Below are 9,640 nucleotides of genomic sequence, written 5' to 3' on the forward strand. Positions count from 1 at the left end.
AAGGGTCACAGAAATTAGCCGGGGGTCGAGCGTAGCGACACCCCCGGGACCGGATCGAATATAAGGCGCGCTCCGCAGAGGATCTTTCTTTCCCCGTGATTCCAGCCGGAGCGCGCTTCGGAGAAGGAAAGATGGCCCTCGGGGAGGCCTAGGGAGCCTGCGAGTCCCGCTTCTGCGCCATTTCCTGGGCCACGGCCTTGCCGACGTTCTCTCCCCACTTCATTCCCAGCTGCATGCTTTCCTGCATCAGCTTCGGCTGGACGGCCAGCATGTGCTGCCCGGCGGGGCTTTGGTAGAAGGCGTTGAGCGCCTTCAGGTCGTCGACGGAGTAATATTTCGCGTAGAGCGCCATCGTCTGGTTGATGAGGCTCTTCGTGTCGAGCTTCTCCCGCAGGTGGTCCCAGAATTCGGTCGGGACGGTCGTGTTCGTCGCCCGGGCTTGGCCGATGATCTGGTCGAGGATCTGGTCCATCATCCGCGAGACGCCCGAGACCTCCATCAGCTTCCGGATCTCCTCGGCCTTCGCCGGATCGACCTCGGCGGCCGAAGGGGCCGACGGAGCCGAAGGCAACGACGGCGTCGCCTGGGCCAGGGCCCGGACGGGAGAGCCCGAAACGAGCACGGAAAGCGACAACGCCAGCAGGAGGATCTGTTTCATCGTGAGAGGGGGATGGACGACTCTCGCAGAGCCGCCACCCGAGCCGCAAGGCCGAAAGAATTCGTTCAACCCAAAGGGATCAAGAACCTGTTTGCCTCCCGCAAAAGAGGCGTCTACCGTCATTCCTTCCCATGGACGAACTCAGCGAATTGCTTCAACTCCGCCGCGCCAAGCTCGACGCGTGGCGCGCCGAGGGGACCGACCCCTTCGGCACCTCCTTCCCCGACACCCTCTCCGTCGCCTCGGTCATCGCCGACTTCGCCGAGGAAAAGAGCGTCCGCGTCGCGGGCCGCCTCGTCGCCCTCCGCGACATGGGCAAGAGCATCTTCGGCCACTTCCTCGACCAGACGGGCAAGCTCCAGTTCTACGCGAACAAGCAGTCCCTCTGCGGCGACGCCGCCGACGCCGCCCTCCTCGAATCGTTCCGCCGCCTCGACCTCGGCGACATCGTCGGCTTCGAGGGAACCCTCTTCACCACCCGGACCGGCGAGAAGACGGTGAAGGTGACGAAGTTCGTCCTCCTCTCGAAGTCGCTCCGTCCCCTCCCCTCGGCCTGGCACGGCCTCTCCGACGACGAGACCCGCTACCGCCAACGCTACCTCGACCTCATCGTGAACGAGGAGGTCCGCCGCACCTTCGTCCTGCGGAGCAGGATCGTCAGCGAGATCCGCCGCTACCTGGAGGAGCGCGGCTTCCTCGAAGTCGAGACCCCGATGATGCAGGCCATCGCGGGCGGCGCGGCGGCCCAGCCCTTCGTCACCCACCACAAGGCCCTCAACCTCCAGCTCTACCTCCGCATCGCGACGGAGCTCTACCTGAAGCGCCTCCTCGTGGGCGGCTTCGAGCGGGTCTTCGAGATCAACCGCAATTTCCGCAACGAGGGCCTCTCCCGGAAGCACAACCCCGAGTTCACCGCGATCGAGATCTACCAGGCCTATGCCGACTACGAGGCGATGGCCTCCTTCGTCGAGGGCCTCGTCATCCACCTCGCGCAGACCGTGATCGGGAGCCTCCGGATCGCCACCGGCCCGACCCCCGAGGACGGCAGCCCGCGCAAGACGATCGACCTGACCGGGCCGTGGCCGCGCAAGCGTTACCGCGACGCCGTGAAGGAAGCCGCCGGGGCCGACTGGTTCGACCTCACCCCCGAAGGCCGCCGGAAGCGGGCCGCCGAGATCGGCGTCGAGATCGGCCCCGACCTCCTCGACCACGAGGTGACGAACCACGTCTTCGAGAAGAAGGTCGAGGCCGTCACGGTGAACCCGGTCTTCATCACCCATCTCCCGAAGGAACTCGTCCCCCTGGCGAAGCAGAACGCCGAGGATCCGAGCGTCGTCGACGTCTTCGAACTCCTCATCAACGGACAGGAAATCTCCCCCGGCTACAGCGAGCTCAACGACCCCATCGTCCAGCGCTCGCGACTGGAGGAGCAGGTCGGCGAGGAAGTCCACAACCTCGACGAGGACTTCCTCCTCGCCCTGGAGCACGGCATGCCCCCGGCGGGCGGCATCGGCATCGGCGTCGACCGCCTCGTCATGCTCCTCACCGGGGCCGAGTCGATCCGCGACGTGATCCTCTTCCCGCTCCTGCGGCCCAAATAACGGTGAGCACGGAGGGACAGGCAGCGGCGGTCGTGCCCCCGGGATCGGGCATGCCGAAGGGGATCTGGAACGCCCACGTGTTCCAGTTCTTCAACACCTTCTCCTTCTCCATCGTCATCGGGGCCCACATGATCCTGTACTTCAAGTACCTGGGGGCCTCCGCCACCGTCATCGGCATTGTCACCGCCCTGCCGAACATCCTGAACATCCTCCAGATCCCCGCCGCCAGCTTCGTCGAGCGGGTCGGCTACCGGAACTTCGTCCTCCGGGGCTGGACGGCGCGGACCTTCATCATCCTCGGCATCGTCTGCGTCCCGGCCATCGCCTTCCGCCTCGGCGGGACGACCGGGATGATGCTGATGATCTTCCTCCTCTTCGCCTACAACTTCTCCCGGGGCATCTCCGCCTGCGGCTTCCTGCCGTGGATGACCCACCTCGTCCCCGAAAACGTCCGGGGGACCTTCGTCTCCCGGGACCAGGCCTTCGGGGCCGTCGCCTCCTTCATCACCGTCATCGGCGGCGCCCTCCTCTTCCGCGCCGTCACCGGAGCCACGGCCTACACCATCTCCTTCTCCCTCGCCTTCCTCACCGCCGCCGTCAGCCTCACCTTCCTCCGCCGCATCCCCGACATCCCCGTGCCGCCCGAATCCCGCAGCACGGAAAAGATCCCCTGGCGCTCGATGATCCTCTACCGGCCCTTCCTGAAGCTCCTCGTCTACAACGTCGTGGTGAACCTCGGCCTCGCCGGGGCGGGCGTCCTCTGGGTGCCGACCCTCCGGGACGTCTACCATTGGCCCACCACGGACATCTTCCTCCTCACCTCGGTCGCCGCCTTCTTCGCCATCTCCGTCATCTGGGGCTTCGGCCGGATCGTCGACCGCGTCGGCAGCCGCCCCCTTCTCGCCTTCTCGGGCCTCTGCCTCTTCGTCCACTTCATGCTGTGGGCCGCCGTCTCGACCCGGCTCCTCTACCCCCATTTCGCCGTCGTCGTCGTCCTGGAACTCTTCGCCGCCCTCGGCAGTTCGGTCTTCGGCATGGCGAACACCCGCCTCGCCATGGCCACCGTCCCCGCCATGGGCCGGAGCCACTTCTTCGCCCTCTTCAGCGTCACCATGAGCATCGCCCTCGGCGTCGGCCCGATCTTCTGGGGCATCCTCGCCGACAGCCTCGCCCCGCTCCACATCGCCCTCGGCGCGACCGGGGAGATCAACCACTACACCGTCTGCTACGTCGGCGTCGCCCTCATCTGCCTTTCCTCCCTCCTCTTCCTGAAGAAACTCGACGAACCCCGGGCGATGACCACCGAGGCCTTCTTCCACGAACTCTTCGTCGCCACGCCCTGGCGGGCCATCTCCCGCCTCATCTACCGGAGACCTCCGACCCTCTAACCTTGGCCCGACCCTCCGTGAAACGCCTCCTCACCGCCCTCCTCCAGGCCGCCATCGTCCGCCTCGCCGCCTTCCTCATCCGGCTCCTCTCCGCCAGCCTCCGCTTCGAGGTCGTCGATCAGGGCGGCGTGATCGCCCATCCGCCGCAGGGGCCCCTCATCTACGCCTTCTGGCACAACCGCCTCCTCCTCATCCCGCCGATCTACCGCCACTTCTTTCCGAAGCGCCCCGCCGTCGTCCTCGCCAGCCGGAGCAAGGACGGGGAGCTGATCAGCCGGATCGTCGGCCGCTTCAACGTCGGCACCGCGCGCGGCTCCACCTCGAAGAAAGGCGGCCTCGGCATCCGCGCCTTCCTCCGCTACATCGCCGAGGGCCACGACGCCGCCATCACTCCGGACGGCCCCCGCGGCCCCCGCTACCGCGTGAAGCCCGGCGTCGTCACCGCCGCCCAGCTCTCCGGCGCGGCCATCGTTCCCATCACCTACACCCTCGGCTGGAAGAAGGAGATCCGGAGCTGGGACCGCTTCCAGATTCCCCTCCCCTTCTCCACCTGCCGCATCGTCTGGGGAACGCCCCTCCACGTCCCGCCCGAGCTCACTCCCGAGGAGATCGAAGCCTGGTGCCTGAAGGTGGGGGAGGCCTTGGGCGGGGATTGAACGGTGATTTGTTGAGCTTTTTTCGACCTTCGCTGCAAATTGATTTGCCAGCCGGAAAAAACTCTTCTACACCTACCTTTCCCATCGCCGGGAATGCGCGGTTAGCTCAGTGGTAGAGCACTACATTGACACTGTAGGGGTCGGCAGTTCAAACCTGCCACCGCGCACCACCTTCCTCCCCCCGATCGGGCCCCGATGCCCGATCTCTTCTACCGGCTCTGCCAGTTCTCCGTCCGGCTCCTCGCGCTCCTCTTCGTCTCCCTCCGCGTCTCGGGCCGGGAGCATCTCCCCCGCCGGGGCGCCTTCATCCTCGCCTCGAACCACGTCAGCCACTTCGATCCGCCCGTCCTCACCGCGGCCACCCCCCGCCCGATCGATTACCTCACCTCGGCCGAGTTCTTCCAGCATCCCTTCGTCTCCCGCTTCTTCCGGGCGCTGAACGCCTTCGCCTTCGACCGGACCCGCCGCGACCTCGCCTCGATCAAGGTCTGCCTCGACCGCCTCGAGCGGGGCCGCTGCGTCGGCATCTTCGTCGAGGGCGGCATCCGCCACGGCCCCACCTCGGTCCTCAACGGCGGCCCCATCAAGGACGGCTCCCTCACCCTGGCCCGGAACGCCCGGGTCCCCATCGTCCCCGTCCTCCTCGTCGGCCCCGACCAGCTCTACCAATGGCGGAGCCTCTTCCGGCGCCCCCGCCTCTTCGTCCGCTTCGGCCCGCCCATCGTCCCCTCCGAGGGGGCCGATCCCCGGGACCTCTCCCTCCTCTTCAAGGAAGAGATGATCCGCCTCCACGCCGACCTTGACCGGGAGGTTTCCCTCCGTCCGGTCGAGCGGGCCGTCTCGGCCCAGGTGCGTTGGGAGAAAAGATAAAACGTAATTTATATAATGTCATTTTAAGCAGATTATTGTTTTCAATTTGCAACGATTCTGCTACATTTTTCACCCAACTCCCTACTCTCTTTCATGGGGAAAAAGGGCGTTCAAACAGAAGGCCGGGCTTCCTTCTTACGTTCAATAAGGCATGGCGAAAATTTTGATCATCGAGGACGAGGCCCCTTTCCGAACCGTCCTCGTCCGCGTTCTCCAGGAAAAAGGCCATACCGTGACCGAGGCCCCGGACGGCACCGATGCCCTCCGCCTCTGCCAGGCCCATGCCTTCGACCTCATGATCACCGACCTGATCATGCCGAACAAGGAAGGGATCGAGACGATCATCGAGGTCCGGAAGCACCTGCCCACCCTCCCCATCATCGCCATGTCGGGCGGAGGCCGCACCGGCCCCCACGACCTCCTCACCGCCGCCGCCGCCCTCGGTGCCCAAGCCACCATCAGCAAGCCCTTCCACATCCACGAGCTGATCGCCCTCGTCGAGACCCAGCTCGCGGCCTCGTTGAAGTGAAGGGGGATGCTCCTTCGGGACTTGAGATATCCCCCTGTATAGGTGGATGCAACCCGCACGTTTAAGACTCCAAAAGGTCAGATATGAAGAAACTATTTTTGATTACAGGAGGAGTGTTAGTCGTAGGCGCAGGCTATGGCATCCACCTAGCGTTGACTCTCTTTCCCATGATTTCCAAGATGCATAACCCAGACGCGCTCGCGAGCATTGCTCAGAAAATGACATTTGCTTTTGGGGCGTTGTCTTGTGCATTTGTTGTTGTCGGCTTGTTTTTGTTGGGAGCGGCATTTGCCTTGATTAGGAAAGCACAGAAGATCGCCGAGACTTCCTGACCAGGAGATACGCGTCCCAGTGCTGGCGGAGGCAGTCGATTTGAGGTAGCTTCTTACTCCACCATGTCGGAGCCCGAGCCCCTCGACCCCCGCAGCCTCCTCGCGGAGACCGTGCGGAACCTCCCCCACAAGCCGGGCGTCTACCTCTTCAAGGACCGCCTCGACCGGATCATCTATGTCGGCAAGGCCCGCGACCTCCATCGGCGCGTCAGCCAGTACTTCCATCCCTCCCGCCGGACCCTCGCCGAGCCGAAGACCCGCGCCCTCGTCGACGCCATCCGGGGGATGACCTTCCACGTCGTAAAGTCGGAGCCCGAAGCCCTCCTCCTCGAAGGCAAGCTGATCAAGGAATACCGCCCCCGCTACAACGTCAGCTTCCGGGACGACAAGCACTTCCTGATGGTGAAGATCAACCTCACCGAGCCGTTCCCCCGCTTCCACCTCACCCGGACGAAGAAGGAGGACGGCGCACGCTATTTCGGCCCCTTCGCCCATTCCGGCTCCCTCCGCGCCTCGATGAACATGATCCAGCGGCAGTTCCACCTCCGCACCTGCTCCCCCCGCATCCCGGGGGAGATCGATCACAAGCACTGCCTCGACGACGTCATCCGGAACTGCTCCGCCCCCTGCATCGGCCGGATCAGCCGCGAGGCCTACATGGAGACCGTCAACCAGGCGTGCGAGTTCCTCCAGGGCCGCTCCTCCGACACGATGGAGAAGATGGAGGCCGAGATGAAGAGCGCCGCCGACAAGCTCGACTTCGAGAAGGCCGCCCGCCTCCGCAACCTCCTCGACGACCTGCGGAAGACCACCTCCCCCACGAAGCGCTTCCTCCGCCCCTTCCAGGGAGAGAGCACCGTCGTCCCCCAGCGGGACATGGAGGAGCTGGCCAAGGCCCTCGGCCTCCCCGGCCCGCCCCGCCTCATGGAATGCTTCGACATCTCGAACATCTCGACCACCCACAAGGTCGCCTCGATGGTCTGCTTCCGGGAGGGCAAGTCCGACCGCTCCCTCTACCGGCGCTACCGGATCCAGAGCGTCGAGGGGCAGGACGACTTCGCGAGCATGGCCGAGGTCGTCCGCCGCCGCTACGGCCGCGTGCTGAAGGAGAACCTCCGCAAGCCCGACCTCATCGTCGTCGACGGCGGCCTCGGCCAGGTCGGCTCCGCGTGGACCGAGCTCCAGATCCTCGGCCTGAAGGAGATCCCCCTGATCGGCCTCGCGAAGCGGAACGAGGAAATCTATCGTCCCGGCACCTCCCTCCCCCTCGTCCTGCCGAAGTCCCACCCCGGCCTCCGCCTCCTCCAGCGGATCCGGGACGAGGCCCACCGCTTCGCCAACGGCTACCATCGCCTCCTCCTGAAACAGCGGATGACCGAGAGCCTCCTCGACGACTGCCCCGGCATCAGCACCTCCCGGAAAAAGGCCCTGCTCGCCCACTTCGGCTCGGTCGCCCGGATCAGGAAAGCCTCGACGGCCGAATTGGCCGAGGTCCCCGGCATCAGCCAGCGCCTCGCCGTCGAGATCGTCGCCTTTTTCGAGCGCCTCGACGGCCGCCCCGTCGAGACCGCGCCCGACTACGAGGACTTTTCCGGGGAAATCCGGGTCGACGAGGAGTAGCCCGCCCGGGCCTACGATTCGCCGACGAAGGCCGTCTTCGATCGCACCTTGGAAACCGTCACCGTCCGTTCCGGCGGGAGCGGGATCGCCCCTGCGGTCGTCCGGCTCAGCGGCCGGTGGCGCGCCCCCTCCTCGTGCCAGACCTCCCCGGCCTCGGGGCCGCGCGCGTGGCCCCGATCCTCCACCTCGCCCGCCTCCCGCCCCACGAGGCTCAGGAGCATCGTGATCGAGCGGCGCAATTCGGTCGTCTGCTGGTTCAGCTCCTCGGAGGCGCTCGCCGTCTCCTCGGAGGCCGCCGCGTTCGCCTGCGTCACCCGATCGATCTGCTGCACCGCCGTCGTGATCTGCTGGACGCCGCCGTTCTGCTCCTTGGAAGCCATGGCGACGGAAGAGACCAGCGTGTCGACCTGCCGCACCTTCTCGACGATCTCGCCGAGGCTCTGCTCGACCGCCGCCGATTTCTTCCCGATCTCGGCGACCCGGGCGGCGACCCGCTCGTTCGCCTCGACGCCCCGGGCGCTCTGCGCCGCCGACGCCTCGATGAGGCGCGAAGTCTCCTTCGCCGCCTCGGCGCTCCGCTGCGCCAGCGCCCGCACCTCCTCGGCGACGACGGCGAACCCCGCGCCCGCCTCCCCGGCCCGCGCCGCCTCGACGGCGGCGTTCAGGGCGAGGATATTCGTCTGGAACGCGATCTCGTCGATGGCTTTCAAAATCTTCGAGACGTCGTCGCTCGACTGCTTGATCCCCCGGATCGCGTCGGCCATCTCGCCGACGGCCCCGACGATCCCCTCCGTCGCCCCCCGCATCTCGCGGGTGCGAAGGACGCCCGTCTCCGCCGCCTGCCGGGTCTCCCCGGCCAGCGTCTGCGCGTGATCGGCGCTCTCGGCATTCTTCTGCGTCATGCTCGAGATCTCCTCCAGGCTGGCGCTCGTCTCCTCCAGGCTCGCCGCCTGCTCGCTCGACCCCGTGGCCAGGATCTGGCTGCTCCCGGCGACCTGTTCCGCCGCGCCTCCGACCTGCTCGGAGCTTTGCCCCAGCAGGGAGCCGATCGCGTTCAGCTGCCGGTTGACGTCCCGGATGATGAACCACCCGGTCCCCAGCGCCAGGAGAAAGGCCGTCGCCACCCCCGCCACCGTCGCCTGGACGGCGAAGGTTCCCTCCTCGTTGCTCTCCTTCGCGACGGCACGCATGTGCTCCTTGTTGAAATTGGCCTCGTCGGCGAGGGCCTGGAGCATCGCGTTGTAGGTCGTCCGCATCGCGTCCTTCGAGAGATGCTGGGCTTCCTTCAGCTGGCCGCCGAGGGACATCGTCCGGATCACGGCGAGGGCGGCGAGGTACTTATCCCGCGCGTCGAGGGTCGCCTGATAAAGGGCGGTTTCCTGGGGATCGACCAGTTTCTTGTAGTCGACGAGGATCGTCGCGAACTGGTCGACCTGCTTCACGATGTCCGATTCCTTCTGCTGCGCCTCCTCGGGCGTCTCGGCCATCATCATCCGCAGCACGGAACGCTGGATCTCCGAGGCCTTGATCTGCCCCTCGACGAGCTTCTCGACCGAGGGATACCAATTGAGGGCGACGTCGCCCGCGCCCTTCTTGAGGGAAAGGAAATGGAACACGGCGAAGAGGCCCAGCGCCAACGTAAGGGTGATCAACACACCAAAGCCGAGTGTCACCCGGGCCCGAATCGTCCAGTTTTTCATAGTGGACTCAAACTACGGGGAGGGAGGAAGGAGGGGTATCGGACGGGGCGGTTTTCGGTTGTAGGATGGAGGCGGACAAATTGGAGAACGGAAATGCTTGGAGGAGACCAAGGCGACTTGCTATTTCGTGGAGCTTTTTCCAGGAGGTACGCTTCCCTGGATGCCGTGGGAGTGGGGCGGCCCTTCGGGGCTGGCGCGGTCGACCCTGTACAGCTGGAGGCGATCCGCTTTATAGCCCAAGAGGGGCTTCGCCCCTCCTCGAACCTCCCCTTCGGAGGGCCTGATC

The 9,640-nt window shown here is 65.8% G+C and carries 9 protein-coding genes and 1 tRNA gene; 8 read left to right on the forward strand and 2 right to left on the reverse strand.

The window, feature by feature from the left end; translation table 11 throughout:
* Positions 1-148: 148 nt before the first annotated feature.
* Positions 149-658 (reverse strand): DUF2059 domain-containing protein, encoded by a 510-nt coding sequence (locus tag BLU04_RS14160; RefSeq protein ID WP_157895373.1) that lies wholly within the window; start codon positions 656-658, stop codon positions 149-151.
* A 131-nt stretch (positions 659-789) separates the two neighbouring features.
* Here BLU04_RS14160 and lysS point away from each other — a divergent pair, with 131 nt between their 5' ends.
* From lysS to BLU04_RS14200, 8 genes are all read left to right on the forward strand, one after another.
* A complete protein-coding gene (lysS, locus tag BLU04_RS14165) occupies positions 790-2,259 on the forward strand; it encodes a lysine--tRNA ligase (protein ID WP_093287425.1) in 1,470 nt (489 codons plus the stop codon).
* A 50-nt stretch (positions 2,260-2,309) separates the two neighbouring features.
* Positions 2,310-3,647 carry an MFS transporter gene (locus BLU04_RS14170; protein WP_093287428.1) on the forward strand — a complete coding sequence of 446 codons (1,338 nt, stop codon included), beginning with the start codon at positions 2,310-2,312 and terminating at the stop codon, positions 3,645-3,647.
* Between the two features lie 17 nt (positions 3,648-3,664).
* Complete coding sequence (locus tag BLU04_RS14175) at positions 3,665-4,303, forward strand: lysophospholipid acyltransferase family protein (protein ID WP_157895374.1); 639 nt, start codon at positions 3,665-3,667, stop codon at positions 4,301-4,303.
* 95 nt (positions 4,304-4,398) lie between these two features.
* A tRNA-Val gene (locus BLU04_RS14180) sits at positions 4,399-4,473 on the forward strand.
* Positions 4,474-4,498: 25 nt separating this feature from the next.
* Complete coding sequence (locus BLU04_RS14185; RefSeq protein ID WP_093287430.1) at positions 4,499-5,173, forward strand: lysophospholipid acyltransferase family protein; 675 nt, start codon at positions 4,499-4,501, stop codon at positions 5,171-5,173.
* A gap of 151 nt (positions 5,174-5,324) precedes the next feature.
* The gene (locus BLU04_RS14190) at positions 5,325-5,702 is read left to right on the forward strand and encodes a response regulator (RefSeq protein ID WP_093287433.1); all 378 of its coding nucleotides are present in this window, start codon (positions 5,325-5,327) and stop codon (positions 5,700-5,702) included.
* A gap of 83 nt (positions 5,703-5,785) precedes the next feature.
* Positions 5,786-6,034: a hypothetical protein gene (locus BLU04_RS14195; protein ID WP_093287436.1), complete on the forward strand. Its 249-nt coding sequence runs from the start codon at positions 5,786-5,788 to the stop codon at positions 6,032-6,034.
* A 63-nt stretch (positions 6,035-6,097) separates the two neighbouring features.
* On the forward strand, positions 6,098-7,654 hold the full coding sequence (locus tag BLU04_RS14200) for an excinuclease ABC subunit UvrC (RefSeq protein ID WP_093287439.1): 1,557 nt from the start codon (positions 6,098-6,100) through the stop codon (positions 7,652-7,654).
* Positions 7,655-7,665: 11 nt separating this feature from the next.
* Here BLU04_RS14200 and BLU04_RS14205 read toward each other — a convergent pair whose 3' ends face one another.
* Positions 7,666-9,354 (reverse strand): methyl-accepting chemotaxis protein, encoded by a 1,689-nt coding sequence (locus BLU04_RS14205; RefSeq protein ID WP_093287442.1) that lies wholly within the window; start codon positions 9,352-9,354, stop codon positions 7,666-7,668.
* Between the last annotated feature and the right edge of the window lie 286 nt (positions 9,355-9,640).

Origin of the sequence: Verrucomicrobium sp. GAS474 (genome assembly GCF_900105685.1) — a bacterium.
Taxonomy (GTDB): domain Bacteria; phylum Verrucomicrobiota; class Verrucomicrobiia; order Methylacidiphilales; family GAS474; genus GAS474.